A 25,156-nucleotide genomic window follows, 5' to 3' on the forward strand; every position below is an offset into this window, starting at 1 on the left:
CCCATTCTAGGATATGGCCCCCACGCTTTTCACTTCGTGTAATGCGCCGCCCCCCGAGGGGGCCGCTGCGCCTGCGGTCTGGCAAAGCCAGTCCCGCGGCCCCGGCTGGAATAGATCGCTCGGTGCCCTTTTCACTGATGGGGGTATGCCAGAGGGGTCATTCCCAAGTCCCTTACAATCGAGGGTGACGGGCCTTCCCGCATGGTAAAGCGGCCAACCGGGTCAGGTGGGGAACCAAGCAGCCCTAACTGTGGAGTCAGTGCCGGGGTCAAGGCTCGTCACCTTATTCAAGTTGCAGCGCGCGCAGCCGCTGCCAGTCAATGCGCCGGCTTCAGCTGGCGTTCAACATACCGCATCAGCCCCTCGCAGGCATCCTCCACCAGGTCGAGCGCATGCTCAAACCCATCCTTGCCGCCGTAGTAAGGATCAGGCACAACCGGGCTGTCATGCTTCAGGCAGAACTCCGTGAGCCTGCGCACCTTCCCGAGATGTTTAGCCGGGCACCCTTCCTGAATCAAAGCCAGGTTGTCCCAGTCCATCGCCAAAATCAAATCATGGCGCTCAAAATCTGAATCCGAAATCTGCCGGGCCCTCAAGCCTGACAGGTCATAACCGCGCCTGGATGCATGCGCCTGCGAGCGCTCGTCGGGTGGGTTGCCGGGGTGGTAGTTGTGGGTGCCGGCGGAGTCGACCTGGATTTGATGAGCCAAGCCGCGATCTTTGACCTTTTGTTGGAACACGCCGTGGGCCGTCGGGCTGCGGCAGATATTGCCCATGCAAACAAAGAGAATGGAATAGGGTTTCATGGATTGAAGGCTGGGCGGGGACTTGCCATGGAAGACCCAAAGAACATGCGGCCTTGGGCTATCACAACCATTTTAGGTTTGACGCTGCCCATCCGGCGACCAAAGCCACCACTAGGCCAGACGGCCCATAGCCACAGGCACTCCATCCGTATACAGTCCATTGACGGAGACAACCATGCAATGCTGATGACCTGCATAGGGGGCCCGCTTCATGGGCTGCAAGTGGGAGTTGCCGACGATGCCCTGGTGTACGAATTGCAGGACAGCAAGGCGCGTGCGCGTTATTTGCGGCAGGTGCCGTCGCAGTATTACGACCCGCGGGCTGGCCATGCCGACTCTGTGGCGTTCTTTGCGTTGAGTTCGCTGAGCGGGATGGAGGTGACCGATCTGATCATCGCCCACCTGGAGACTTTTCGGCCCTTGCCGGTTGCGTCAAAACCGGCCTGACGGGCCTGCGGACATCTCAAAAAGAAAAATCAATCAGGGACTGTCGGGTGGGCACGCTGCTCGCGCTCTTGCGTCAGCGCCAGGTGAAGCTGGTGCAAGGCGCCCACACACTCCAGCACGATGGACTGGACCAGCTCCGCGGCCTCGCCGGCCTGCGAGTTGGGTGCGGCCGCGAGTTTTTCACCGACGCTGAGCATGAGCCTGGCCTTGACGGCGTGAAACAGCGCGTCCCAGTCGGCGATCGCGATGTCCAGCGGGTGGTCGGGTGTGAGCGCTTCGAGCTGCCGCTCGGGAAGCGAAGCGAGATGGGCGTCGTCAGCGTCCTCGCCGCCTCCTTTGGCCCAGTCGCGCAGAACATCCAGCGCAGCGGCGCTGGTGGCGGGCAGCTCGCACCGGGACTCCTTCATGAGTTCAGGAGAGCTCAGCATGGTCAGCGCCGAGCGCGCCAGCAGCCTGATATTGGGAGGGGGTGAGGAAGCAAGCCGGATCATTTCAGAACCCTCGCTAAAGGAGTTGCATGGCGCTGCAACAGCGGTTGGGCGCTGCACCTTCAAAGGTTCGCAATATCGCCGTACGCTCCTTTCTAGGCGGCCCAAGGCGATCCGTCCGTGCGGTAGCACACATCAACCGCAAAAGGTTTTCAGGCAGAGTCGCGGGCTGCCATTGAGCTGAAACAGGTAAACCGATGCTTTTGCCTGACAGGCAGGCCCCCGCTATCCCAAACCCGCTCGTCAGTGAAGCAATTGGGTATAGGTTTTCCGGTCAGCCGCGTAACAGCTGCATGCCGCGGCTTCCAGGCCGCCGCGGTCAAGAACCTTCAATTCACCACGGTGGTATTCGATCAATCCGCTGCGCTGCAACGCGCTGGCGGCCGACGTGATGCCGACGCGGCGCATGCCCAGCATGTAGGCCAGAAATTCGTGTGTCACATGAAAATTGTCGGAATGCGCGCGGTCCTGGCTCATCAGCAGCCATCGGGCCAGGCGCTGGCTCGTCAGGTGAAACCGAAGGCAGGCGGCTGATGCGGACTGCTGCGCCATCAGCACATAAAGGTAGCGGTTCAGGCCGCGTTGCAACGAAGCGCTGAGCGCCAGCTCGCGCCGGAAAACGGCGGTGCTGATCCGCCAGGATGCACCTGCGCCCTGCACTACCGCATGCACCGGCGCGGTGACAACGCCCAGCACCAGTTGCGCACCCAGCATGCCTTCGCGGCCCACCATGCCAACCTCTACTCCCGGGCTGCCCTCAACAAGGGCCACAAGGGAAATGAAGCTTTCGACCGGAAAATAGACGTAACGTGTGGGTTTGCCGGGTTCGCACATCACTTCAGCCAGCGACAACTCAACCGGCTCGCAGACGGCGAGCAGGCGCAGGCGGTCCTTGCGAGGGAGAAGCTCAATGAGGTGGTTTTCGACAGGGGCCAAAGCGGCTCTCCGGTGTAGGCGGACCCCGGGGAGTGCCGGGTCATGGACAAGGCCGCGCTACTGTCGTCAGTTCAATTCGGTGCCCCAGTATGCACGACGTGTCGCCAACGCCACCGTGTGCCAGCGCACACAGCACACAACAGGCCGCACACCGGGATGCTAGGAGGCGAGTTTTTCGGGAAGCAAGCGGTCGTATTCTTTCTTGACCACGGCATAACACTCACAGGTGCGCTGCTCCAGGCCCGGGCGGTCCAACACCGTGATACGGCCGCGCGAATAGCGGATCAGCCCGAGGTTTTGCAGCTTGGTCGCGCCTTCGGTCACGCCTTCGCGGCGCACGCCCAGCATGTTGGCGATCAGCTCCTGCGTCATCACCAGCTCATTGCTCTGCAACCGGTCAAGGCTGAGCAGCAGCCAGCGGCACAGCTGCTGGTCCAGCGAATGATGGCGGTTGCATACCGCGGTTTGCGCCATCTGCGTGATCAGCGCCTGGGTGTAGCGCAGCAGCAGGTGCAGCACCGGCGCGCGCTTGAACTCGTTCTTGATCGCCTGTGCCTTGAGGCGAAAGCCCTGGCCGGCGCTTTGCACGACGGCGCGGCTGGGTGTGGACTCCCCGCCCATGAACAGGGAGATGCCCACGACACCTTCATGGCCGACCACGGCAATCTCGGCCGAAGAGCCGTTTTCCATCACATAAAGCAGCGAAACGATGGCCGTGGTGGGAAAGTACACATGGTCCAGCGTGGTGCCCGACTCGTAAAGCACCTGACCCAGCGGCATGTCGACCCACTCCAGCTGCGGCAGCCAGCGCTGCCACTCTGCTTCCGGCAATGCGGCAAGCAGCTGGTTGTCTTTGGGGTTGGAAGCATTGGCCATCGAGACACTCCGGGGCGGATCTGGCTTCGAGTTGGGCCTCTGGCAGAGATCTCGCACCGTCTTCGGAGTATAGGGATTAAAGGCCCTCCGGTATGTGCGATACCGCACAAACCAGCTATTCGCGGCAAAGGTCGCCCGGTGACGATGAGGCTACCGGCTCACCTCTTCAACCGCCTCGGTGGTCTGCAATGCATGAACGGCGATCTGCGCCGACATGAGCGCCAGCGACGCCAGCGGGTAGGTGCCGCTGATGATGCCCCTGAAGGCGACTTCTGCTGCCACGGCGTCCTGGCCCAGGCCTTCGGTGGCGGCGATGATGCATTCTTCAATGCCGCCCAACCCCGCGTCGCCGAACAGGTCTTCACCTTCGTGGGTCACGCGGTATTCGTACTGGGTTTTGTCAAAAGAGTCGATGTTAAAACGGACGATCATGGCGGTTCCTCTCGCGCAACGGCGAATGGTTCAGAAAATTTGCTACAAAATCAATAGCTGCTTGCGCTCGCCCCTATTGGCCTACAGGCCAAAATAACTTAAAACGCCCTGCCCGGCAACACGCCCGCCGGCAAAGCAGGCCGTGAGCAGATAGCCGCCCGTGGGGGCTTCCCAGTCCAGCATTTCACCGGCACAGAACACGGGCTGGGGCACTGCAGCCGCAGCACCCAGCTGTAGCTGTGCACTCAGGCCCTCAAACATCACGCCGCCCGCGGTGCTGATGGCTTCATCCATCGGCCTGGCCGCAGTAACGCGCACCGGCAGCGCCTTGATGCCGGCGGCCAGGCGCACCGGATCGGCAATCGCGTCCTTGCCCAGCAGTTCGTACAACATCGCGGCCTTGATGCCATCCAGGTTCAGGCGACTCTTGAGGTGACTGGACAGCGAGCGTGAGCCGCGCGGGTGGCGCACCTCTACCAGCACCTGCTCGGCGGTCTTGGCGGGCAGCAAATCGAGCAGGAAGGTGGCGCTGCCGTGTTTCGCAATCTCGTCGCGCAACAAGCTGGAGGCGGCATACACCAGGCTGCCTTCCACACCGGGGGCGGTGGCAATGAACTCGCCCTTGCGGCTAAAAGCTCGGCCGCGTGAATCGGTGAAGCTGATGGCGACGGACTTGAAAGGCTGGCCGGCAGAACGGCTGGCGAAGTGTTCAGTCCAGCCGGCCTTGGTCAAGGGACTTTTTCCGATGAGCTCCTGCAGGAATTCGCGGCGGGTCTCGCCGGCGTCGGCTGCCGCCTCTTCAAGCTGCGCCGGGCTGTCGGGCCGCGCCGCCACGTCGAAGCCGCAGTTGGACGGCAGCAGCGGCGCCACGGCCACGCCGCGCGCAGCCAGCAGCGGCACCCAGGCGCCATCAGAGCCCAGCCGCGCCCAGCTGCCGCCGCCCAAAGCCAGCACCACGGCGTCGGCTTGCGCCAGCACCTCGCCGGTGGGCGTTGAAAACTTCAGCGCGCCGTCATCGGCCCAGCCCAGCCAGCGGTGCCGCATGGAAAACTGCACGCCGGCCTGGCGAAGGCGGTGCAGCCAGGCGCGCAGCAGCGGCGCGGCTTTCATGTCTTTGGGGAACACGCGGCCCGAGCTGCCGATAAAGGTTTCCACACCCAGCGCTTCAGCCCAGGCACGCAGCTCGGCCGGGCCGAACGCGGCCAGCAACGGCTGCAGCTGTGGAGCGCGCTCGCCATAGCGGCTCAGAAAAGCCTCCGGTGCTTCGGAATGCGTGAGGTTGAGCCCGCCCTTGCCGGCCAGCAAAAACTTGCGCCCCACCGAAGGCATGGCGTCGTACACCTCGACCTTCACGGCCGCACCGGCAGCGGCCAGCACCTCGGCGGCCATCAGGCCGGCGGGTCCGCCGCCTATGACGGCAATACGCAGGGGGCCGGCAGGCGGCGGTTTCACGGGAGAGGCTGAGTCGTTCAAAAGGTGTTCCGTCTGCTCGCGGAGGCGAGCCAGGGTGAAATTGGAGAAATCAAGGCCAAACAGCAGCCGCTTTCCTGAAAGGCGTCAAAGATAGCGCTTCGCAGGCGAATGTGTTTGCTCTGTTTTTGATAGCTGCTTGCGCCCTATCCTATTGGCCTGCAGGGCTAAATCGCTTAAAAACAGGGGCCAGGTACAGGTTTGGCGCCGATTGGCGGCATGCGCCAATTATCACAGGCCGCACTTGCCAGCCCGCGCGGCGCATTGCACTACATGGGCGGCGCAAAACCATCGCGGCCGACGATGACACGCAGCGCGGTCGGCTTGCCGGCTTTTTCCTGCGCCGTGATCATCACCTTGGCACCCGGCACCAGCAAGGCGTTTTCATCGGCCTTGCCGGGCTTGAAGGACACCACCGGCACATCCGGCGGAACAATCACGGTTTTCTCGCCATCTTTGTAGCGCAACGTGAGCTTTTGCCCGCCGGGCACCGACGTTGGCGCCGCGGCCAGGTCGGCCACGGTGGCGTTGGTCATGGTGCTGTCGGGCCGCAAATCCCAGGGGCGGTGGCCTTCACCGGCGCCGCGCGCTGCTTCGGGGAACACCAGCACCTCCAGCGCCAGCTGGCTGCCGTCGGGCTGCGGCATGCCGGCGGTGCCGATGTAGCTGCCAGGCTTGATGTCGGCCAGCGACAGCGGGTACACCTCGGACACGTCCATCTCGGCCGGGCGCACCAGCGTGATCACCTCGCCGCTGCGTTCCCTGATGGTGAGGCTGGTTGCATCGACTTTTTCAATCGTCGCGCGCAGGCGCACCGTGGGGTTAGTCGGTGCCGGGGTTTGGGCCCATGCCAGTGGCAGGACGGCCAGGAAGGTTAGCGAGGCGGCAAGTTGCTTGAACATGGTTGTCTCTTTCTTCAGGTCGGCGAATAACATGGGGTAGAGCGCGGGCTGTGTGAGATCAATCCAGCTCGACAACAGTTCCCCGCCCCGTCAGGAAAGCTGCTTTCACCGGCGCGCCGGGGTAAATCAGCTGCACCGCCGCACGGTAGTCCTGCAGCTGCGCCACCAGCGCGGGCTGCAGCTCCGGCGCCACGGCGGATTTGTAGTCGAGCACCCACCAGTGTCCTTCGTGGCCGGCGTCCTTGCGCTGCACCAGGCGGTCCAGCCGCAAGTCTTTCCCGGCGTAGACAAGGCCGACTTCGTTGCCTTGCCAGGCCACGGCTTGCGGGCTCCAGGCCCAGGCGCCCTCACCCGCCAGAATGCGCCCGGCTAGCGCAGTCGCCTCAGTGGCCTGTGCCGGGCTCAGGCGAAACTCGCGCGCCGCGGCCTTCACTTGTTCCGCCGACAGCGCACCGCCCCATTCCAGCAAGCGGTGCATGGCCTTGCCGATGCGTGCCTTGAGCGAATCTTCATCAACGCGCACCGCAGCAGACTCGGAAATCGTCATGACCTCGGGCAGTTCAGGCAACTCGGGCAGGTAGAACACGCCGGCGTCGGCCGCATCAAGATGGGCGGCTGCAGACTCATCCGCGACCGGCGCAGGCAGCTCGCCCACCAGTGCGTGCAGGCGCTGCCACCAGCTCTCAGTCGTCACACGGTGCGGCTCGATGGAGGAAATCACCAGCGTATGGCGGGCGCGCGTCAGCGCCACATACAAGGCGTTGAGCTCTTCGCGCTTGCGGGCGGCCTGCTCGCTGGCCAGCGTATCGGCGGCGCAGGCGGGCGGGCGGCTTTCGCTGACCAAAAAAACAAACTTGCGCGGCTCGGTCGCTTCGCCGGGCCAGTCGACCAGCACGCCCATGCTGTCGGCATTGCGCTCGACGGTGTCGGTGTCCAGCAGCAGCACGGCTTCGGCTTCAAGGCCCTTGGCGCCGTGGATGGTCAGCAGCCGGACCGCCTCGCTGCTGACGGCTGCCGGCGCCTGGGTGCCGCCGGCCTTGAGCGCGCGCACAAAACCGTAAGGCGTGGCGTAACGCCCGCCGTCGAGTGCCAGCGACACACCCAGCAGCGCGCGCAGGTTGGCCAGCACCGCGCTGCGCTGCGCCGCCGGGGCGGCAGCACCAAAACGCGCCAGCACGTCGCCGTCGTCGTAAATGCCCTGCAGCGCATCGTGTGGCGGCAGGCGATCCAGCCAGCTCTTCCACTTAAGTAAAACGGCCCCCAGCCCTTTCAGATCGGGCGCAAGCAGCTCCTCTTTTTGTAGCAGACCGTACCACGGCTGGTGGTGCTCGCGCTGCAGCAGCGCCAGCTGCACCAGGCAATCGTCAGCCAGCCCGAACAGCGGCGAACGCAGTGCGCGCGCCAATGAAAGGTCGTGCTGCGGCGACACCAGCACGTCGAGCAGCGCCACCATGTCCTGCACTTCGCAGCAGTCGATCAGCTCGGTTTTCTCGCCCACCTGCGCAGGGATGTGCAGCGCGCGCAGCTCGTCCTGCAGCGGCAGCAGGCCGGCGCGTTTGCGCGAGAGAACCATCACGTCCTGGGGACGCAGTCCGGCGGCTACCTGTTCTGAAATCCAGGCAGCGGCCTGGCGCGCCTCGCGCGTGCGCAGGGTTTCCTCGGGCAACTCACGCGGCGTGGTCAGACTGTCGCGCCAGCCGGTGGCCAGCGGCGAAGCTTCCTCTTCATCCTTGTTGCGTGCAATGGGCGGAAGCCGGCCCACGGCGCCGGCGAGGCCTGAAGCCGTGGTGTGTTCGCGAAAACCGTCATAGCCGTCGGCCTCCCGTGCCATGGCCATGGCCGAGTTGACGGTGTCGATCACGGCTTCAGCGTTGCGCCGCGTATGGTCGCAGCTGAGCAAGTCACCGCCCAGGCCGTGCACCACAAAAGCCTGCGCAGCGCGGAACACCTGCGGCTCGGCACGGCGGAAGCGGTAAATGCTTTGCTTCGGGTCACCCACCAGGAACACGCTGGGCGCCGTACCCGCACCCGAGTATCCGATGAGCCAGGCATACAGGGCCTGCCACTGCAGCGGGTTGGTGTCCTGGAATTCGTCAATCATCAGGTGGCGGATGCGCGCGTCCAGCCGCTCCTGCACCCAGCCCGACAACACCGGGTCGGCCAGCATCAGCAGCGCAGCGCGTTCGACGTCATTCATGTCGACCCAGCCGCGGTCGCGCTTCAAGGCGGTGAACTGGGCGATCAACACGCGCGTCAGGCGCGCCATGCGCTGCTGGTACAGCCAGGCATCGTGCTGCTGGCTGGCCGCCACCACGCGCAACACCAGGTCCTGGGCAATGCGCACCTGTTCGATGCCGACGATTTTTTCGCCGAACTTGCGCGGCGTGCCCTTCTCGGTCAGCAGGGCCGCGATAGCCGCCGGAAAGTCGCCGGCCGTCAGCGCCTGCTCCAGTTCCACGCCTTTGGCCGAGAAAGTCGGCGCGCTCGCACGGCCCAGCGCGATGGCAGCGTCCCTCAAGGTTTGCCGGTGAAAACGGTTGGTGCTGAGCAGCTCTTCGGGTTCATCAAGGCCGCCAAATTCGGTGAACTGTGCACTGAATGGTTGTACCGAGGCGTCGATCACCCCTTTTTCGTCGGCCAGTGTGAACTCGGTGCGCTTATCGAGCGCGGCCTGCAAGGCTTTGTCGGCCTGGAAGCGGCCATACGCCAGCACCACGGCCTCAAAGTCGGCCTTGAGCGACGCATCAGCCGCGACGGCCGCATAAAACCGCCGCCACACCAGCGCGCGCGCCGGCGCGTCGTCTTCCAGCAGCTCATAGTTCACCGGCAGTTCCAGGCGCTGCAGCACCGCCACCGGTGCGCTGCGCAGCAGGGCTGCAAACCAGCTGTGGAAGGTGCGGATCTGCACCGAGCGGCCACTGGCCAGGATGGAGCGGTATAAATTTGATAGCTGTCCGCGCACGGCCTGTGCGGACTGCAAGCCTTTTTGGCTTGAAAAATCGCCCCTGACGCCGCGCATTTCCAGTTCGCGCTGCAGGGTCTCATCGTCGGCGTGGGCAAAGGCCTTGAGCCAGTCGTCCAGGCGTTCGCGCATTTCACCGGCGGCTTTTTTGGTGAAGGTGATGGCAAGGATCTCGTGCGGCAAGACCTGCTGCCCCGGTGCGGCCGTGGCCCCGTCAAGCAAGGCCCGCACGATGCGCGACACCAGCATCCAGGTCTTGCCCGCCCCGGCGCAGGCTTCCACCGCCACGCTGCGACGCGGGTCGCAGGCAATGGCGTAGAACGCATCGGCGGAGAGCGGCTCGCCGTTGCATTCGTAAGCGGCGGAGTGAGCGATGTGCGTTTGGCCGGGAGCGGTCATTGGCTCGCCCCCCGTGCCGTTTCTTCGTCGAGATTCCAGAAGTCCTTGCGGCAGAGACCGCGGGCGGCGCAGTAATCGCAAGCCTTGCCCTCCCCTAACGCCGGCAACGCGGCGCCACGCGAAATACGCGCCATATCGGTCAGGATGCTGTCGATGAGCTCGTCGCGCAGTCCGACGATGTCGGGTTGCTCATAGGTTTTGGTCGGTTCTTTTTCGCCGAGGTTGACATAGGCCGCCGCCAGCGTGTCGTCGCTCAGCAGGGCGGCATAAAACGCGAGTTGCGTGTCTTCCTGGCCGTTCTTGATGCGCTCGCTCGTGGTGGTGCGCGGCTCGGTCTTGTAGTCGATCACCAGGGCGTGTCCGTCGGGCTGACGGTCCACGCGGTCCAGCTGGCCGAGCAGCGTGAGTGTGCCGACGGGCACTTCGCGCCAGACTTCGGCTTCGTCGAATATCGCGCCGGTCGCTTCGTGCTCGGCCAGCCATTTCAGGTAGCCCTCGCGCACGCCGGGCCAGGCCGCGGCAAAGGGCAAAAACTCGCTGTCGCTGAGCGCCAGCTCTTGCGTGGCGCGCTCGGCTGCTATGTTTAGCATAGCTACCCGCGCTGATAGATCGGGGGTTGGCGCCGCTTTGAGGGCTTCATGAAAATGCCGCAGCAGGCTGTGCAGCCAGTTGCCGAAGTCGCGCTTGCCCAGCTCGCTTTCAAGCTCTTCGGGCTCCTGCAGCCTAAGCTGGCGCAGCGCAAAAAAGCGGTAGGGGCAGCGCCGCAGGTCTTCATACGCGCTGGCCGAAAGCCGGGTGACGGGCAAGGCCTCGCCGGTCGGAAAGGGGTGCGGCGTGGGCTGGGTTGCCACGGCACGCAGGCTGCGAGGGTCGGTGGCCATGCGCTGTACCGCTTCCTCGTCCTGGTCCAGCAGCAGCTCCTGCACAAAGCCGCTGGGGATGAGGTGCTCGCCCGATTCACTGGTGCGCCAGAGCACATCGAGATGCGGCATGTGCAGGGCATAGTGCCAGGCTTGGCGCTGGGCCGCGGCAAGCACTTCCCGGGGCGGCAGGCCCAGCAGCTCGCGCTGGCCGGGCGTCCAGGGGCCGGCAGGTTCCGGCGACACCGGCAGGCGGATTTCATCGCAGCCGGGTAACACCACGGCCTGCATGGGGCGGCCCAGCAGCTGCGGCAGCGGCAAGATGACCACCTGTTCTGCCGGCGGATGCACCGGGGAGAACTTGCCGCCTTCCAGCGCCTGGTTGGCCCACTGCGTGAAGTCATGCAGCCGCATCACCGGCGATGCTTCGAATTCGGTCTCAGCGCCTTCGTGCAGGCGCAATACATCCAGCACCGTCTGCCCGGCTTCGTCCTGCGCCAGTGCGTCCCACTGCCCGGCGGATTGCAAAAGAGTGCGCAGGTCGCGCAGCCACATCGCCAGCGGACGGGCACGGCCGAAAGGGCTGCGCAATGCGTTCACTTCGCGCGCCAACGGGCCTGTTGCGGCAAACACGGGCGGCAAGATGGCTTCTTCCGCAAAGTCCGGCAGGTCGCGCCAGGCGCGCACGCCGGTCTTGCGCAGCTCGGTCTCGGCGGCGGTGACCAGCACGGCGTCAAACGCGGGTGCGTTTTTCAGCCAGTCCAGCACGGCATCCGTCGATGCATCCCAAGGCATGGCGCGCAGCAGGCTCATCAGGGCGGCAGCGGCGCGTGTGGTCGAAAGCTTCCAGCCGGTTTCATCGCGCATGGCGATGCCGCGCTCAGCCAGCATGGCGCCGACACGCCGTGTGAGCTGCCGGTCCTGCGCAATCAACGCGACCGGGCTGCGGCCTTGCGTCAGATGCGCCAGCACGCAAGCGGCGGCCCGGCCCGCTTCGTCTTCAGCGTCTTGCGCAATGTGCAGCGCGGGTGGTGCCGAGGGCCCTTCGAGCGAGACGCACAGCGGGATGGAAACCGACCGGTCGCCGAAATGCGCCTTGAGAGCTTCGGTAAGCGGGTCGGCTTGAAAGCCTTCCAGCACGGCGAACAGCTGAGGTTTCGCCTGAAAAAGCCTGTCAGTCGGATAGGCGGACGCCGACGCCCAGGCCAGCGCGATGCGCCCCACAGCAGCTTCGAGGGCCAGCACCGGCGAGTCCAGGCCGGCACCCAGCGTCAGCGCCAGCCGCTCGCTCCAGGCGCGGCGCGCGGCCGGCACGACGGCTGCGGCCACACCGGCCAGGCTCCAGGCCGCTTCAACCAGCCTGCCGGCCAGCGCATCCTGCTGGGCGCCCAAGCCGGCGCGGCCCAGCAGTGACGCGGCTGTGAGCATATCGACCGCCACATCCATGCGCAAATCGTCGCCTGAAGGCACATGGAGGCCCAACGTGCCGCCCAGGCCGCTGGCCCAGTTCATGGTGGTTTCAAAGCGGGGAACAAAAAACGTCTCGCCCGCCTGCGCAGCCCAGGCACGGCGCGCCTGCTGGATCAGCTGGGCATAGGGCAGCAGCACCACGGCTTCTGCGGGATGGACGCCGCGCGCCTGCATTGCTTCTGCAAGCCGGCCCATGGCCTGATGCCAGCACAGCGCATCAGGCGCAGACCATGCGGCATCAGAGGTTGGAGCAGGTGGCATACAGAGGTTGGGGAAAAGAGGTTGGCAAGAAAGAAATGGGGCCGGAAGCCGCAAATTGAATAATCTCTATCGGGGCCATAGCCCCCGCGCGCCCGACCCGGCCACTTGCTTTCTGCCACAATGACTACAACTTTAGCCGTACCGTATCGTAACCATCCTAAACAGACAAAGGAGCCGCCATGGCGAGCGAACTGATCAAACATACCACCGATGCCACCTTCGAAGCCGACGTGCTGCAAGCCTCCAAACCCGTGCTGGTGGACTACTGGGCTGAATGGTGCGGTCCGTGCAAGATGATCGCGCCGATTCTGGACGAAGTGGCCACGGGTTACGACGGCCGTCTGCAGATCGCCAAGATGAACGTCGACGAAAATCGCGACATCCCTGCCAAATTCGGCATCCGCGGCATCCCCACCCTGATGCTGTTCAAGGATGGCCAGCTTGCCGCCACCAAGGTCGGCGCCATGAGCAAGGCCCAGCTGACCGCCTTCATCGACCAGCAACTGGCCTGAGGTTTTTCGCGCGGGAAGGGAGGCACGGCGCACCGCCGCTTCCCGACCGGTGCAGGTCTCCCGGCCGCTGGCCGGATGCAGGGAAAATGCCTTGATTTCCCGCCTGAATTTCCTGTCATAATGTGCTTTATTCACCAGACGGCACTCGCTGCCTGGTTCGAGTTCCCGGTTTGTAAGCCATCTTCTGCGGCTTCTTTTCAAACCTCCCCCATTTCCATCAATGAACTCCGCAAGGAGTAACTCCATGCACTTAAACGAACTCAAGGCACTGCACGTGTCTGAAGTCCTCAAGCAGGCCGAAGCCCTTGAGATCGAAAACGTTGGCCGTATGCGCAAGCAGGAGCTGATGTTCGCCATCATCAAAAAACGTGCAAAAACCGGCGAGACCATCGTGGCCGACGGCGTGCTGGAAGTGCTGCCCGACGGTTTCGGTTTCCTCCGTGCTCCGGATTCAAGCTACACGGCCAGCACCGACGACATCTACATCAGCCCCAGCCAGATTCGCCGCTTCAACCTGCACACCGGCGACATGATTGAAGGCGAAGTGCGTACCCCCAAGGATGGCGAGCGCTACTTTGCACTGAACAAGCTCGACAAGGTCAACGACGGCCTGCCCGAAGACAACAAGCACAAGGTCATGTTCGAGAACTTGACCCCGCTGTTCCCGCGCGAGCAGTTCAAGCTCGAGCGCGACATCAAGGGCGAAGAGAACCTGACCAGCCGCATCATCGACATCGTCGCGCCCATCGGCAAGGGCCAGCGCGCCCTGCTGGTCGCACCGCCCAAGTCCGGCAAGACCGTGATGATGCAGAACATCGCCCATGCCATCACCGCCAACTACCCTGAAGTGGTCATGATGGTGCTGCTGGTGGACGAGCGCCCTGAAGAAGTGACCGAAATGCAGCGCAGCGTGCGCGGCGAAGTCATCTCGTCTACCTTCGACGAACCCGCCGCGCGCCACGTGCATGTGGCCGAAATGGTGATCGAACGCGCCAAGCGCCTGGTCGAACTCGGCAAGGACGTGGTCATTTTGCTGGACTCCATCACCCGCCTGGCCCGCGCCTACAACAACGTGTTGCCTTCATCGGGCAAAGTGCTGACCGGTGGTGTGGACGCCAACGCACTGCAGCGCCCCAAGCGCTTCTTCGGTGCGGCCCGCAACATTGAGGAAGGCGGCAGCCTGACCATCATCGGCACCGCGCTGGTCGACACCGGCAGCCGCATGGACGAAGTGATCTTTGAAGAATTCAAGGGCACCGGCAACTGCGAAATCCACCTGGACCGCCGCCTGTACGAAAAGCGCGTGTTCCCGGCAATTCACCTCAACCGCAGCGGTACCCGCAAGGAAGAGCTGTTACTTGCACCCGAAATCCTCCAAAAGTCGCGAATTTTGCGTCAATTCATGTACAACATGGATGAAATCGAATCCATGGAGCTCATGCTCAAGAACATGAAAGCGACGAAGAACAACCATGAATTCTTCGACATGATGAGGCGCGGCGGCTAAAGCCGCCACGCCAATTGTTGCCCCCACGGTCGCTCACTTCGTGTAGCTTCCTGCCCCCCGAGGGGGCCGCTGCGCCTGCGGCCCGGCAAAGCCGGTTCCGCGGCCCCGGCTGGGTTAAGACCAGTTCCTTACCTCCTCTTAGCTCTGTCTTGGACACAAAATCGCCTCTCAGAAGGCCAAAAGTGCGCTAAGTACTTGATTTCATGCCATAATGTGTGGCTTAGCGGAAAGTGCCCAGGACTGGCTTGGTGTGGCTCCCGCAACGAATAAGGAAAGATCATGAAAGAAGGCATTCACCCCAATTACCGCGAAGTTTGTTTCCTGGACCTGTCCAACAACTTCAAGTTCGTCACCCGCTCCTGCGTGAACACCAAAGAAATGGTGAAGATGGACGACGGTCGCGAACTGCCCCTGTACAAGCTCGATACGTCCAGCGAATCGCACCCTTTCTACACCGGCACGCAAAAATCCGTGGACAACATGGGTGGCCGCGTCGAGAAATTCCGCAACCGTTTCGGCAAGACCGCAGCCAAAGAGGCCGCGCCCGAAGCTGCGAAGTAAGCTGCCGGATAAGCTGCGAAAAACTTTCGCCAGCCTGCAAAAAAGCAGCCTGAATTTCAGGCTGCTTTTTTTTCAGCAAAATTTGCCAGGTCACGCGATGTACCTCAGCCTGGTTTGACGCAGAATCACCCGTAGCCAAGGTTGAACGACCCGACAGCAGCCGCCCCCTTTCGATCCCTCAGATCTATCTATCCGATCCCCTACGTTTTGAACAAACCGTCTCCTGCCATCATTGCCCAGTCCGCTGTGCGCCGCCTGCCGCGACTCGCATTGCTCCTGTTTTGCGCAGCCTATGCGCTGCCGGGTTTTCTGGGGCGCGGCCCCTGGAAAAACGAAGACATTGCTGCGTTTGGCGTGATGCGTGAACTCGCCTCCATGGCGGGCAACTGGCTGCGTCCACAGCTGCTGGGCCAGGTCACGGAGTTCGATGCACTGGTGCCATATTGGTTAGGCGCAGCCGCCATCAAGGTCTTCCCCTTTCTGGATCCGGCATGGGCTGTACGCATTCCATTTGTAGGACTGCTGGTGTTGACGATGCTGGCCACGTGGTACGCCGTCTACTACCTGGCGCGTAGCCCGCAAGCCCAGCCCGTCGCCTTTGCTTTCGGCGGCGAGGCCAGTCCGGTCGACTATGCCCGGGCTATCGCCGATACCGCCCTGCTGGCGCTGATCGCCAGTCTTGGCCTGGCGCAGCTCTCCCATGAAACCACACCGGCCCTGGCGCAGCTCGGCTTCACGGCACTGGCCTTTTACGCCATGGCCGCAAGCCCCTACCGCCCGGCCACCAAGATCCTGGGGCCGGCATTCGGCCTGCTGGTCGGGCTTGCAGGGCTGGCCCTGAGCGGCGCGCCCACACTGGCACTTCTGATTGGCATGGGCGGAGCGTTGGTGGAATGGACCCACATGCGCTGGGGCACCGGCCAGTCCGACCCTGCGGCCAGGCAGCAGTCATGGCACTGGGTGCTGCTGATCACCGGCATCACGCTGCTGGTAGCGCTGTTGGCCTATGGGCTGAACCTGTGGCGCTGGAGGATTCACCTGCCCGGTGCGGACGGTCAATCGGCCTTGAAAGACTGGCGCAGCCTGGGACGCCTGCTGCTGTGGTTTACCTGGCCGGCATGGCCGCTGGCGATGTGGACACTTTACCGCTGGCGCAGGCAACTGGCCAGCCGCCATGTCGCCTTGCCATTGTGGTTCGCCGCGATGGCCGTGGCCGCCACGCTGACGACCACAGCCTCGGACCGCAGCCTGCTGCTGAGCCTGCCGCCGCTGGCAGCGCTGGCAGCCTTCGCGCTCCCCACACTCAAACGCAGCGTGGCCTCGTTGATTGACTGGTTCACACTGCTGTTTTTCACCGGCTGCGGCATCATCATCTGGGTGGTCTGGATTGCCATGCAGACCGGCGTTCCGCGTCAACCCGCAGCCAACGTCGCCAAACTCGCACCGGGGTTTGAACCCAGCTTCTCGTGGCTGGCATTCCTGGCCGCACTGCTGGCCACCTTGGCCTGGGCCTGGCTCGTCAAATGGCGCGCCGGCGCGCAGCGTGCGGCCATCTGGAAATCGCTGGTACTGCCTGCCGGCGGCGCCACCCTGTGCTGGCTGCTGCTGATGACACTCTGGCTACCGCTGCTCGACTACGCCCGCAGCCTTGCGCCCCTGTCGCGCCAGATCGCAAATCTCGTCGACAAAAGCGCCTGCGTTGAGATTTACGGCGTAGGCAGTGCGCAGGCCGCCGCGCTGCAGTACCACGGCGGGCTCGAGCTCCGGCAAGCCGGAACGCAGGCAAGCTGCCCCTACCTGATTGTGGATGTCGAGGCGCAGCCAACGCTCAGCCGCGTCGTTAATTTGCCCGATTGGGCCTTCCAGGCGACAGTGCGCCGCCCCACGGACAAGACTGAAAACGTCCTGCTGTTCAAGCGAGTGGGGCTTCCCCGCCCGAATTCAAGAACCAGCCCTTGAGCGAACTCAAGATCATCAGCCAGCACGCGGGCACCGTGCTCGTCGGGCAACTGGCCGTCATGGCCTTCGGTGTGGCCGACACGGTGATTGCAGGCCGCTACAGCGACGAGGCCCTGGCCGCGCTGTCGGTAGGGTCGGCGCTTTACATCAGTGTTTACGTCGGCCTGATCGGCATTGTTCAGGCGCTACTGCCCATCTGGGCCGAAATGATGGGCGCGCGCCGCCATGAGGCGGTAGGTGCTTCGCTGCGCCAAAGCATGTACCTGTGCGGTTTTATCGTGGTGGCGGGGATGGCAGCCATGCTCTTCCCCGGCCCCCTGCTGCGCTGGGCACAAGTGCCTGAACTGATGCGCGACGAGGTGCAGCATTACCTGGCGGTGCTGGCCTTTGCGTTCGCACCATCCCTGCTGTTTCGCATCTACAGCACCTTCAACCAGGCACTGGGCAAGCCGCTGTTGGTCACCTGGCTGCAGGTCGGCGCCCTGCTGGTCAAGATCCCCCTGTCTATCTGGCTGGTGGCCGGCGGTGCCGGCGTAGAACCCATGGGCGCTGTCGGCTGCGCATGGGCCACGCTGATTGTGAACTACCTCCTGCTGGCGCTGGCCATCCTGATGCTGCGCACACAGACGCTGTACCAGCCCTATCGCATCTGGCAACGCATGGAACGGCCGGACTGGCTGCAAATAGGTCACTTCGCCAGGCTCGGCATTCCCGGCGGCCTGGCTTATCTGGTGGAAGTGACGTCGTTCACGCTGATGGCACTCTTCATCGCCCGCCTCGGCACCGTGGCCTCCGCAAGCCACCAGATTGCATCCAGCGTGGCTGCGGTTCTCTACATGATGCCGCTGTCCATGGCCATCGCGTGCAGTGCCCGTGTCTCGTTCTGGATAGGCGCAGGACGCCCGGATTACGCAAAACGCGTGGTGCTGCTGGGGCTGAAGCTCACAGGGCTTGCGGCGCTGACACTCGCGGCCTTGGTTTCAATGGCCGGCCCCGTGCTGGCAAGCTGGTACTCCGGCAACCCGGAAATTGTCGCGCTGGCCTCCGCTTTGCTGGTGTGGGTTGCGTTCTATCACGTCGCCGATGCAACACAGGCCCTGACGGCCTTTTTGCTTCGCTGCTACCGCATCACCATTGCGCCGCTGGCCCTTTATGGCGTGCTGCTCTGGGGACTTGGGCTTCTGGGGGGTTATCGTCTGGCTTACGACGGCATTGCAAGCCAGGCCGCGACGCAGTCCGCCAGCAGTTTCTGGGCGGCCAGCACGCTCGCCATTGGCCTCGTTGCGGCATGTTTTCTGGCCCTGTTGTGGCATGCGGTCAGGCGTAGCCTGAAGGTGACTCAACCGGTTTGAGTCCGGCGAACCCGCACGACGGGAAAAATGATGGAAAAGCAGGAGCCGTGCCCCGGTTCACTTTGAATGTTGAGTTCGGCACCGTGACGCTGGGCGACATGTTTGACGATAGCGAGGCCGAGGCCGGTGCCCCCGGTTTCACGCGATCGGCTGCGGTCGATGCGATAAAAACGTTCCGTCAGGCGCGGCAGGTGCTCAGGCGCGATACCCGGCCCGCTGTCCTTGACCTTGAACTCACCACGCCCGTCCGCCAGCAGCGTCCAGCTGACGCGGACCAGACCTCCCTCGGGCGTGTAGCGCACAGCATTGGTCACCAGATTGGACATCGCGCTATAAAGCTCGGTCTGAACCCCGGCAATTTCGGTGCCTGGCCCCTGGTCAAATTCCAGCTGGTGGCCCTGCGGCGCAATCACCAACGACAAGGCCCTTGCCTCCTGCTCTGATTGGGCCATCAGCGCACTGACGGTCATCCAGTCATTGGCACCCGGAAACGGGCTGCCTTCCAGCCGCGACAGGGTCAGCAGGTCATTCACCAGCGTTTGCATGCGCTGCGACTGCTGCGACATCAGCGCCAGGTAGCGGGCCCGCTCCGGCTCCTTGAGCGGCAGCGTCTGCAGGGTTTCGATAAAACCCGACAAGACCGTCAGCGGCGTGCGGATCTCATGCGACACATTGGCCACGAAATCGCGACGCATGGCTTCTGCCAGCTCCACGGCGGTGATGTCCCGCGACAGCAGCAGCTTGCGGTTTTTGCCATAGGAATGTACATGCACCGACAGCTTCACCGGACGGGCCGGCGTGCTGAAGTTGCCGGGGATCACCACGTCGTGCGAGAAATCACCCGCTGCCATATAAGCTTTGAAGGCCGGGTCACGCACCAGGTTGGCGATGTGCTGCAGCACGTCGCGCTGGGCGTCAAAGCCGAAGTGCTGGCTGGCCATCTGGTTGCACCACTCGATACGGCCTTGCGCGTCGAGCAGCACCACGCCGCTCGGCGAGGCTTGCATGGCCGCCAGGAATTCATCGAGGCGCGCCTGGCTTTCCTGCAACTGTTGATCGCGATTCTTGAGCAGCCGGCGGGTCCGGTCCACGACCTCGCCCCATACACCGGGAAGGCTGGGGGCGCTGCCTGCCATCACGGCTGGCGCGTCGTTGTTCTGTTCGGTACGCAGCCAGCGCAGCAGGCGGCCGATATAGACGCTGTCGATCACCAACCAGAGCATCGCCCCCACAGCCAAGCCTATGCCCAGTCCGAAGGTCAAGCCGTTTGCGGTGCGCGCCCAAAAGCCCAAACCGCCGCCAACAATCATGCAGGCGGCAAAAACAATCCACCGATTGATCATGCGCTGGATTGTGCCGCAGCAACCGGGTTGTTGGCGGCCATCGCCGTCAGCCGGTAACCGGCGCCGCGCACGGTTTCCACCATGGTGCCCGCTGCGCCCAAGGCCTCACGCAGGCGCTTGACGTGGACGTCGACGGTGCGCTCTTCAATGAACACGTGGTCGCCCCACACCTTGTCGAGCAGGGAACTGCGGCTGTGCACGCGTTCGGCGTGTTTCATCAGGTAATGCAGCAGCTTGAACTCGGTCGGGCCCAGCTTGAGCTCCTGGCCCAGGTAAGAGATGCGGTGCGTGGCGGCGTCCAGGACCAGCCCGCCCACCGTCACGCTGTCGTTCACCGACTCGGGCGCGCGGCGGCGCAGCACGGCGCGTATGCGCGCCAGAAGCTCCTGGGTAGAAAACGGCTTGGTGATGTAGTCGTCGGCGCCGGCATCCAGTCCGGCCACCTTGTCGGGTTCGTCACCGCGTGCCGTCAACATGAGTATGGGAATGCTCTTGGTACGCGCCTGCTTGCGCCAGTGGCGGGCCAGCGCCAGGCCGCTTTGCCCCGGCAGCATCCAGTCGAGCAGGATGGCATCGGGCAACACAGCGTCGAGTTCGCGCTGGGCCGACACACTGTCTTCCGCCACCACGGGGTCAAAGCCGCCATGCCGCAGGTTGACGGCAATCAGCTCGGCAATGGCCGGCTCGTCTTCAACAATCAGTATGCGTGGCAGGTGTTTCATGATGAATATTCGTTCAAAGGCAAAGACACCGAAGCGCCCATGCGGAAAATCCCCCCGACAGTTGCAAGCTCTTCATACCAGCAGGGGCCGCGGGACTGGCTTCGCCAGACCGCAGGCGCAGCGGCCCCCTCGGGGGGCAGGAAGCTACACGAAGTGAGCGACCGTGGGGGCTCATTTCACGGCGGATTCGATTTGTTCCATAGGAGTGTGCCGCACGTCGGCGCCCTTGACGATGTAGATGATGAATTCTGCGATGTTCTTGGCATGGTCGCCCACGCGCTCGATGGCCTTGGCCACAAACAGCAAATCCAGGCTCGGCGAAATCGTGCGGGGGTCTTCCATCATGTAGGTGATGAGCTTGCGCACAAAACCGTCGAATTCCTGGTCGATCTGGTCGTCTTCCTTGAGGATGGAAACCGCGACCGCGGTGTCCAGCCGGGCAAAAGCGTCCAGTGCCTTGCGCAGCAGGCCGGAGGCGAGCTCCGCCGCGATGCGCAGGTCGGACGAAGGCAGGGCCCGGGCCGAACCGCTCTCGATGATGGACTTGACCATGCGGGCAATCTTCTCGGCCTCGTCACCGGCACGCTCAAGGTTGGCCGTGGTCTTGGAAATCGCAATCAGCAGGCGCAGGTCGCGAGCCGTGGGCTGGCGCCGTGCAATGATGGACGACAGCTCGCGGTCGATGTCGATCTCCATCGCGTTGACGCGCGATTCGGTTTCGATCACCTGGTTGGCGCTTTCGGCGCTGAACTGGGACAGCGCATAGATAGCCAGGCGAATCTGCGATTCGACCAGGCCGCCGAGCTCCATGACGCGCGAGGACACGCCATTGAGTTCGCTGTCAAACTGGGTCGATAGGTGTTTATCAGGCATGTGTGCTCCCTAATCCGTATCAGCCGAAACGGCCGGTGATGTAGTCTTCGGTTTCTTTACGTTTTGGCTTGAAGAACAAGTCTTCGGTTGCGCCAAACTCAACCAGGTCGCCCAGGTACATATAGGCGGTGTAATCACTGCAGCGGGCAGCCTGCTGCATGTTGTGCGTCACGATGACCACCGTGTATTCGTTCTTGAGCTCGGCAATCAGTTCTTCCACCTTGGCGGTGGAAATAGGGTCCAGCGCGGAACAGGGCTCGTCCAGCAGCAGCACTTCAGGCTTGATGGCGATGCCGCGAGCAATGCACAGGCGTTGCTGCTGGCCGCCCGAGAGGCTGGAGCCGCTCTGGTTCAGCTTGTCCTTGACTTCCGTCCACAGCGCGGCCTTGCGCAGGGCCCATTCCACACGCTCATCCATGTCCGAAGCGTTCAGGCTTTCGAACAACTTCACGCCAAAGGCGATGTTGTCGTAGATCGACATCGGGAAAGGCGTGGGCTTCTGGAACACCATGCCAACCTTGGAGCGGATCAATGCCACGTCTTTTTTGGACGTCAGCAGGTTCTCGCCGTCGAACATGATCTCGCCTTCGGCGCGCTGCTCGGGATAAAGCTCATACATGCGGTTGAAAATGCGCAGAAGCGTGGACTTGCCGCAGCCCGAGGGGCCGATGAAGGCCGTGACCTTCTTTTCGGGAATTTCCAGGTTGATGCTTTTGAGGGCGTGGAACTTGCCGTAATAGAAGTCGAGGTTCTTGACCGAAATTTTCGATTGTTCGCGTGATGCAGTAGGGGTATCCATCTGTGACCTTGTTGTGTTGTGTGGTCTAAAGGAAAGGCGTCAGCCTGTCAGTTTTTGGCGCGTGTCAATACACGCGCCAGGATGTTCAGGCCGAGCACGGCCATGGTGATCAGGAACACGCCTGCCCATGCCAGCTGCTGCCAGTTCTCATAAGGGCTCAGCGCAAACTTGAAGATCGTCACGGGCAGGCTGGCCATGGGCTGGCTCAGGTCAGACGTCCAGAACTGGTTGTTCAGCGCGGTGAAGAGCAACGGCGCTGTTTCACCGGCAATCCGCGCCACGGCCAGCAGAATGCCGGTCGTCACGCCGGCGCGTGCGGCGCGCAAGGTGATGCTGGTAATGACTTTCCATTTCGGCGCGCCCAGGGCGTAAGCCGCTTCACGCAGGCCTGGCGGCACCAGCTGCAGCATGTTTTCCGTCGTGCGAATCACCACGGGAATCACGATCAGCGCCAGCGCCAGGACACCGGCCCAGCCCGAATAGGACTTGAACTGCGACACGACGACCGTGTAGACGAACAAACCGATCACGATGGACGGCGCGGACAGCAGGATGTCGTTGACAAAGCGCGTCACAGACGCCAGCATGCCCTTGGTGTTGTACTCGGCCAGGTAGATGCCCGCCATGATGCCGATGGGCGTGCCCACAAAGGTGGCCAGCAGCACCATGAGGAAGGAGCCGTAAATCGCATTGGCGATACCGCCCTCTTCATTGGGTGCCGGCGTCATCTGCGTCAGCGTGGCCAGCGAAAGCCCGCCCACGCCCAGGCGTATGGTTTCCCACAAAATCCATGCCAGCCAGAACAGGCCGAAGGACATGGCCGCCAGGGAGAGGACCAACGCGATCCGGTTGACCCGCTTGCGGCTGGCGAACTTGGCCAGGCGCGCGTCGTGTGCCGCGGTACTCATGTTTTCACCCCTTCACTCTTTCGCAGTTGGGCCAGCAGCAGCTTGGACAGCGACAGCACGACAAACGTGATGAAGAACAGCACCAGGCCCAGGTAGATCAGCGCCGCCTGGTGCAGACCCTCACCGGCTTCAGCGAACTCGTTGGCCAGCGCCGACGTGATGCTGTTGGCTGCCTGAAAGAGGCTCAGCGAATCGAGCTGGTTGAAGTTGCCGATGACGAAGGTCACCGCCATGGTTTCGCCCAAGGCCCGGCCCAGGCCCAGCATGATGCCGCCCACCACACCAGCTTTGGTGTATGGAAGCACGACCTTGGAGACAACTTCCCAGGTGGTGGAGCCCAGCCCATAGGCGGACTCCTTGAGCAGCACCGGCGTGACCTCGAACACGTCCCGCATCACCGAGGCGATGAAAGGGATGATCATGATGGCCAGGATGATGCCGGCCGACAAAATACCGATGCCCACAGGAGGGCCAGACACCAGTGCGCCCAGATAAGGCACGCCGCTCAGCAGGCTTTGCAGCGGCTGCTGCACGTAGGTGGCCAGGATGGGGCCGAACACCAGCAGGCCCCACATGCCGTAGACGATGGACGGCACGGCGGCGAGCAGCTCGATGGCGGTGCCCAGCGGCCTTTTGAGCCATGCGGGCGACAGCTCGGTCAGGAACAGCGCAATGCCGAAGCTCACCGGCACCGCGATGAGCAGTGCGATCAGTGACGTGGCAATGGTGCCGTAAATCATGACCAGCCCGCCGTACTCGCCCTTGACAGGGTCCCAGACGCTGCTCGTCAGGAAGCCGAGGCCGTATTTGCTGATCGCCGGCCACGCCCCGATGACGAGGGAAATCAGGATGCCGGCCAGCAGAGCCAGTGTCAGCCAGGCCGCGCCCTGCGCAGCCCAGCCGAAAAGCCGGTCTGCCAGGGGGCTTCTGCGCACAGTGCTGCCAGGAGGAGGATTGGTCATAGCGCGTCCGGTCGCTTTTGCCGGGTGGTCAAAAGCGGCCCGGCTAGCCGGAAGTGTAGAGGACACGTGAGAAACCCCTATGGTGTGTAACGACTGGGAAAAATCAGCTGGCTGTGCTTACTTGTAGGCAACCGTCTTGCCCGATGCATCCTTGATGTCGCCCCAGGCTTTTTCGATGATGGTCTTCACAGCGGCAGGCATGGGCACGTAGTCCAGGTCGTCGGCGGTTTTGTCGCCGTTTTTGTAAGCCCACTCAAAGAACTTGAGCGAAGCGGCGGCCTGGGCAGGCTTGTCCTGGACTTTCTGCATCAGGATGAAAGTAGCGCCGGTGATGGGCCACGAATCCTTGCCGGGCTGCTCGGTCAGGATCTGGTAGAAGCTCTTGGACCATTCGGCACCCGCTGCAGCAGCCTTGAAGGCGCCATCTTCCGGCGACACGAAATTGCCGGCCGCATTCTTCAGCTGGGCAAAGGTCATCTTGTTCTGCTTGACGTAAGCGTATTCCACGTAGCCGATCGAGTTGGGCAGACGACCGACGAATGCCGCCACACCTTCATTGCCCTTGCCGCCTGCGCCCACTGGCCAGTTCACTGCGGTGCCCTCGCCCACTTTGGACTTCCACTCGGCATTCACCTTGCTCAGGTAATTGGTGAAGATAAAGCTGGTGCCGGAGCCGTCGGCACGGCGAACCGGTGCGATGGCGGCGTCAGGCAGGGGCAGCGTGGGGTTCAGGGCCTTGATGGCCGGATCGGTCCACTTGGTGATCTTGCCGAGGTAGATGTCGCCCAGCACCTGGCCGCTCAGCTTGAGCTGACCGGGGGTGATGCCCTTGATATTGACCACAGGAATGACGCCGCCGATCACCGTGGGGAATTGCATCAGGCCTTTTTTGGCCAGTTCTTCGTCTTTCAGGGGCGCATCGGAAGCGCCGAAATCGACGGTTTTGGCTTCAATCTGGCGCAAACCGGCGCCGGAACCCACCGACTGGTAATTGATCTTGACGCTGGTAGCCTTGTTGTAATCAGCGGCCCACTTGGAATACAGGGGGGCGGGGAAGCTGGCGCCGGCGCCTGTCACGTCCTGGGCTGCAGCCAGCGTGGCGAACGACGCGAGGGCAACGCCCATCACAGTAGTCAGGGAAGCTTTGAAAGTCAGGTTCATCAGAACACCTCTTGGGTTGGGATTGGTCGAAACTGGTTGGGATTGATCGGAAAGATGCGTCGACTGTAGGAATCTTGTGTGACAAGGATGTGACAAATATGACAGCCTCCCGGCGGGCTGCCGTCCCTCTATAGCGTCACAAAACCTTCAAATTACCGTCACGAATCTGTCACCGGGTTCTCCTACCC

General features: G+C 63.1%; 22 protein-coding genes and 1 other RNA gene. 7 read left to right on the forward strand and 16 right to left on the reverse strand.

Going from position 1 to position 25,156, the window contains the following annotated elements; translation table 11 throughout:
- The first annotated feature begins 186 nt into the window (after positions 1-186).
- An RNA gene (ffs, locus tag ACXJKE_RS00610) (signal recognition particle sRNA small type) lies at positions 187-283 on the forward strand.
- 34 nt (positions 284-317) lie between these two features.
- On the opposite strand, the gene ACXJKE_RS00615 is transcribed toward ffs, so the two are convergent.
- Positions 318-806, reverse strand: coding sequence for a low molecular weight protein-tyrosine-phosphatase (locus ACXJKE_RS00615; protein WP_457278641.1), 489 nt, complete (start codon positions 804-806; stop codon positions 318-320).
- A 186-nt stretch (positions 807-992) separates the two neighbouring features.
- Between ACXJKE_RS00615 and ACXJKE_RS00620 the strand changes: the two genes are divergently transcribed.
- Positions 993-1,253 (forward strand): hypothetical protein, encoded by a 261-nt coding sequence (locus ACXJKE_RS00620; RefSeq protein ID WP_457278642.1) that lies wholly within the window; start codon positions 993-995, stop codon positions 1,251-1,253.
- Between the two features lie 29 nt (positions 1,254-1,282).
- On the opposite strand, the gene ACXJKE_RS00625 is transcribed toward ACXJKE_RS00620, so the two are convergent.
- The 8 genes from ACXJKE_RS00625 to ACXJKE_RS00660 all read right to left on the reverse strand — a co-directional run bounded on the left by ACXJKE_RS00625 (position 1,283) and on the right by ACXJKE_RS00660 (position 12,309).
- Positions 1,283-1,744 (reverse strand): hypothetical protein, encoded by a 462-nt coding sequence (locus ACXJKE_RS00625; RefSeq protein ID WP_457278643.1) that lies wholly within the window; start codon positions 1,742-1,744, stop codon positions 1,283-1,285.
- Positions 1,745-1,984: 240 nt separating this feature from the next.
- Positions 1,985-2,677 (reverse strand): Crp/Fnr family transcriptional regulator, encoded by a 693-nt coding sequence (locus ACXJKE_RS00630; RefSeq protein WP_457278644.1) that lies wholly within the window; start codon positions 2,675-2,677, stop codon positions 1,985-1,987.
- A 159-nt stretch (positions 2,678-2,836) separates the two neighbouring features.
- Positions 2,837-3,553, reverse strand: coding sequence for a Crp/Fnr family transcriptional regulator (locus ACXJKE_RS00635; RefSeq protein ID WP_457278645.1), 717 nt, complete (start codon positions 3,551-3,553; stop codon positions 2,837-2,839).
- 150 nt (positions 3,554-3,703) lie between these two features.
- Positions 3,704-3,985 (reverse strand): hypothetical protein, encoded by a 282-nt coding sequence (locus ACXJKE_RS00640; protein WP_457278646.1) that lies wholly within the window; start codon positions 3,983-3,985, stop codon positions 3,704-3,706.
- 81 nt (positions 3,986-4,066) lie between these two features.
- Entirely contained in the window at positions 4,067-5,437 is a 1,371-nt protein-coding gene (locus tag ACXJKE_RS00645; RefSeq protein ID WP_457278647.1) for a TIGR03862 family flavoprotein, read from the reverse strand.
- A gap of 287 nt (positions 5,438-5,724) precedes the next feature.
- The gene (locus tag ACXJKE_RS00650) at positions 5,725-6,357 is read right to left on the reverse strand and encodes a hypothetical protein (protein WP_457278648.1); all 633 of its coding nucleotides are present in this window, start codon (positions 6,355-6,357) and stop codon (positions 5,725-5,727) included.
- A gap of 58 nt (positions 6,358-6,415) precedes the next feature.
- The gene (locus ACXJKE_RS00655) at positions 6,416-9,718 is read right to left on the reverse strand and encodes a UvrD-helicase domain-containing protein (RefSeq protein ID WP_457278649.1); all 3,303 of its coding nucleotides are present in this window, start codon (positions 9,716-9,718) and stop codon (positions 6,416-6,418) included.
- Complete coding sequence (locus ACXJKE_RS00660; RefSeq protein WP_457278650.1) at positions 9,715-12,309, reverse strand: PD-(D/E)XK nuclease family protein; 2,595 nt, start codon at positions 12,307-12,309, stop codon at positions 9,715-9,717. Before ACXJKE_RS00660 ends, ACXJKE_RS00655 begins: the two co-directional genes overlap by 4 nt.
- 179 nt (positions 12,310-12,488) lie before the next feature.
- Here ACXJKE_RS00660 and trxA point away from each other — a divergent pair, with 179 nt between their 5' ends.
- The 5 genes from trxA (at position 12,489) to ACXJKE_RS00685 (ending at position 18,200) form a co-directional block, all read left to right on the forward strand.
- Complete coding sequence (trxA, locus tag ACXJKE_RS00665; protein ID WP_077594529.1) at positions 12,489-12,821, forward strand: thioredoxin TrxA; 333 nt, start codon at positions 12,489-12,491, stop codon at positions 12,819-12,821.
- A 244-nt stretch (positions 12,822-13,065) separates the two neighbouring features.
- Positions 13,066-14,328: a transcription termination factor Rho gene (gene rho, locus ACXJKE_RS00670; protein ID WP_348050341.1), complete on the forward strand. Its 1,263-nt coding sequence runs from the start codon at positions 13,066-13,068 to the stop codon at positions 14,326-14,328.
- A gap of 279 nt (positions 14,329-14,607) precedes the next feature.
- On the forward strand, positions 14,608-14,889 hold the full coding sequence (locus ACXJKE_RS00675) for a type B 50S ribosomal protein L31 (RefSeq protein ID WP_457278651.1): 282 nt from the start codon (positions 14,608-14,610) through the stop codon (positions 14,887-14,889).
- A 207-nt stretch (positions 14,890-15,096) separates the two neighbouring features.
- Entirely contained in the window at positions 15,097-16,848 is a 1,752-nt protein-coding gene (locus ACXJKE_RS00680; protein ID WP_457278652.1) for a hypothetical protein, read from the forward strand.
- Positions 16,845-18,200: an MATE family efflux transporter gene (locus ACXJKE_RS00685; RefSeq protein ID WP_457278653.1), complete on the forward strand. Its 1,356-nt coding sequence runs from the start codon at positions 16,845-16,847 to the stop codon at positions 18,198-18,200. The genes ACXJKE_RS00680 and ACXJKE_RS00685 overlap by 4 nt, the downstream gene beginning before the upstream one ends.
- On the opposite strand, the gene phoR is transcribed toward ACXJKE_RS00685, so the two are convergent.
- From phoR to pstS, 7 genes are all read right to left on the reverse strand, one after another.
- Positions 18,188-19,543, reverse strand: coding sequence for a phosphate regulon sensor histidine kinase PhoR (gene phoR / locus ACXJKE_RS00690; protein WP_457278654.1), 1,356 nt, complete (start codon positions 19,541-19,543; stop codon positions 18,188-18,190). The two genes, ACXJKE_RS00685 and phoR, sit on opposite strands and share 13 nt — an antisense overlap.
- On the reverse strand, positions 19,540-20,265 hold the full coding sequence (gene phoB / locus ACXJKE_RS00695) for a phosphate regulon transcriptional regulator PhoB (protein WP_431096707.1): 726 nt from the start codon (positions 20,263-20,265) through the stop codon (positions 19,540-19,542). Before phoB ends, phoR begins: the two co-directional genes overlap by 4 nt.
- Before the next feature lie 171 nt (positions 20,266-20,436).
- On the reverse strand, positions 20,437-21,138 hold the full coding sequence (gene phoU, locus ACXJKE_RS00700) for a phosphate signaling complex protein PhoU (RefSeq protein ID WP_411879881.1): 702 nt from the start codon (positions 21,136-21,138) through the stop codon (positions 20,437-20,439).
- A 19-nt stretch (positions 21,139-21,157) separates the two neighbouring features.
- Entirely contained in the window at positions 21,158-21,937 is a 780-nt protein-coding gene (gene pstB, locus ACXJKE_RS00705) for a phosphate ABC transporter ATP-binding protein PstB (protein WP_457278655.1), read from the reverse strand.
- A 47-nt stretch (positions 21,938-21,984) separates the two neighbouring features.
- Positions 21,985-22,845, reverse strand: coding sequence for a phosphate ABC transporter permease PstA (gene pstA, locus ACXJKE_RS00710; RefSeq protein ID WP_457278656.1), 861 nt, complete (start codon positions 22,843-22,845; stop codon positions 21,985-21,987).
- Positions 22,842-23,807 carry a phosphate ABC transporter permease subunit PstC gene (pstC, locus tag ACXJKE_RS00715; RefSeq protein ID WP_457278657.1) on the reverse strand — a complete coding sequence of 322 codons (966 nt, stop codon included), beginning with the start codon at positions 23,805-23,807 and terminating at the stop codon, positions 22,842-22,844. Before pstC ends, pstA begins: the two co-directional genes overlap by 4 nt.
- Before the next feature lie 117 nt (positions 23,808-23,924).
- Positions 23,925-24,968 (reverse strand): phosphate ABC transporter substrate-binding protein PstS, encoded by a 1,044-nt coding sequence (pstS, locus tag ACXJKE_RS00720; RefSeq protein ID WP_457278658.1) that lies wholly within the window; start codon positions 24,966-24,968, stop codon positions 23,925-23,927.
- Positions 24,969-25,156 lie beyond the last annotated feature (188 nt).

This window comes from Polaromonas sp. P5_D5, from assembly GCF_054049435.1.

Coding starts and splice junctions, on each gene's coding strand:
- pstS (WP_457278658.1), bottom strand. CDS start 24,968: ATGAACCTGACTTTCAAAGCTTCCCTGACTACTGTGATGGGCGTTGCC.
- ACXJKE_RS00615 (WP_457278641.1), bottom strand. CDS start 806: ATGAAACCCTATTCCATTCTCTTTGTTTGCATGGGCAATATCTGCCGC.
- ACXJKE_RS00625 (WP_457278643.1), bottom strand. CDS start 1,744: ATGATCCGGCTTGCTTCCTCACCCCCTCCCAATATCAGGCTGCTGGCG.
- ACXJKE_RS00635 (WP_457278645.1), bottom strand. CDS start 3,553: ATGGCCAATGCTTCCAACCCCAAAGACAACCAGCTGCTTGCCGCATTG.
- trxA (WP_077594529.1), top strand. CDS start 12,489: ATGGCGAGCGAACTGATCAAACATACCACCGATGCCACCTTCGAAGCC.
- phoU (WP_411879881.1), bottom strand. CDS start 21,138: ATGCCTGATAAACACCTATCGACCCAGTTTGACAGCGAACTCAATGGC.
- ACXJKE_RS00640 (WP_457278646.1), bottom strand. CDS start 3,985: ATGATCGTCCGTTTTAACATCGACTCTTTTGACAAAACCCAGTACGAA.
- ACXJKE_RS00620 (WP_457278642.1), top strand. CDS start 993: ATGACCTGCATAGGGGGCCCGCTTCATGGGCTGCAAGTGGGAGTTGCC.
- ACXJKE_RS00655 (WP_457278649.1), bottom strand. CDS start 9,718: ATGACCGCTCCCGGCCAAACGCACATCGCTCACTCCGCCGCTTACGAA.
- ACXJKE_RS00675 (WP_457278651.1), top strand. CDS start 14,608: ATGAAAGAAGGCATTCACCCCAATTACCGCGAAGTTTGTTTCCTGGAC.
- pstA (WP_457278656.1), bottom strand. CDS start 22,845: ATGAGTACCGCGGCACACGACGCGCGCCTGGCCAAGTTCGCCAGCCGC.
- pstC (WP_457278657.1), bottom strand. CDS start 23,807: ATGACCAATCCTCCTCCTGGCAGCACTGTGCGCAGAAGCCCCCTGGCA.
- ACXJKE_RS00660 (WP_457278650.1), bottom strand. CDS start 12,309: ATGCCACCTGCTCCAACCTCTGATGCCGCATGGTCTGCGCCTGATGCG.
- pstB (WP_457278655.1), bottom strand. CDS start 21,937: ATGGATACCCCTACTGCATCACGCGAACAATCGAAAATTTCGGTCAAG.
- ACXJKE_RS00650 (WP_457278648.1), bottom strand. CDS start 6,357: ATGTTCAAGCAACTTGCCGCCTCGCTAACCTTCCTGGCCGTCCTGCCA.
- phoB (WP_431096707.1), bottom strand. CDS start 20,265: ATGAAACACCTGCCACGCATACTGATTGTTGAAGACGAGCCGGCCATT.
- rho (WP_348050341.1), top strand. CDS start 13,066: ATGCACTTAAACGAACTCAAGGCACTGCACGTGTCTGAAGTCCTCAAG.
- phoR (WP_457278654.1), bottom strand. CDS start 19,543: ATGATCAATCGGTGGATTGTTTTTGCCGCCTGCATGATTGTTGGCGGC.